The sequence below is a fragment of the Campylobacter sp. CNRCH_2016_3089 genome (genome assembly GCF_025772505.1).
GTDB classification, from domain to species: Bacteria; Campylobacterota; Campylobacteria; order Campylobacterales; family Campylobacteraceae; genus Campylobacter_D; species Campylobacter_D lari_D.
Genome location: NZ_JAKMSF010000050.1, coordinates 1 through 936, shown reverse-complemented (window position 1 = coordinate 936; position 936 = coordinate 1). Strand labels below are relative to the sequence as shown.

Below are 936 nucleotides of genomic sequence, written 5' to 3'. Positions count from 1 at the left end.
GAAAATATATTTTCAAGTCAAATCAACAAAGAATATACAAATAAAATATGGGGATTATTTTCAAGATATAATTTACTATGAAAATACAATTAAAAAGACAGCACAAAAATACAACTATGATCCCAATAAAAATTATCCTATTGCGTATTGGGAAAAATTAATTGAAGAAATCTACAATCAATTTAAATTAAATATAAAAACAGAATTTATCTCATCAAATGATAATAGCCTATTTGGTTTTTATAATCAAGACAAAACTATTATTGAAATCAATATAAACAATATAGAAAATACAGAGGAAATGTTTAAAACTATTATACACGAAATACGACACGCATACATACATCAAAAAAAACCAAATAATGATGTCTTACAACACTATATTTATTATAGCAATCAATATATTTATTTTAATAAAACAGATCAAAAATTTGGAAATAAAACAACACCAGATATTTATTTTTTTCAGCCAAGCGAAGCAGAAGCTAGAGCAATAGAAGAAAGTATCATCAAGGAGTTATGATGAGATACAAGGAACCAGATACAAAAAAACACGAACAATTTTTACAAACTAGAAAAGAACCAAATGTATTTTATTTAGGTGTAAATACTAATATAAAATGTTTTAATAATATATGCCCTAGTGAAAAAAATTATTGGTATTTTTTCAACCATATTGATTTAGAAAACAAAATCAACATTACATATAATCCCAAATTTGGCATTTATTTAGGTAAAATCATATTTAATAAAAAAGGCAACAAACTCCTACCAAAATATATACCTACAAGTATTGAAAATTTAGAAGAAGAGGTTAAGAAAATCAAAAATCTTCTATGGATAGCTGAAAAAAATGATAATTATGTTAAACCTGAAGTGATTTTTTTTGAAGATACTATTCTTGGTAAAAAAATAAAAACAACTAGAGGCAATTAT

General features: G+C 23.6%; 1 protein-coding gene and 1 pseudogene. Both read left to right on the top strand.

Annotated elements, in window-relative coordinates; genetic code table 11:
* Positions 1-523: hypothetical protein (locus tag L8W69_RS09200; RefSeq protein WP_263666995.1), on the top strand; the 523-nt coding region annotated here is incomplete at its 5' end.
* Positions 523-936 (top strand): annotated as a pseudogene (locus L8W69_RS09195) (hypothetical protein); the annotation flags it as partial. The gene L8W69_RS09200 and the pseudogene L8W69_RS09195, both read left to right, overlap by 1 nt.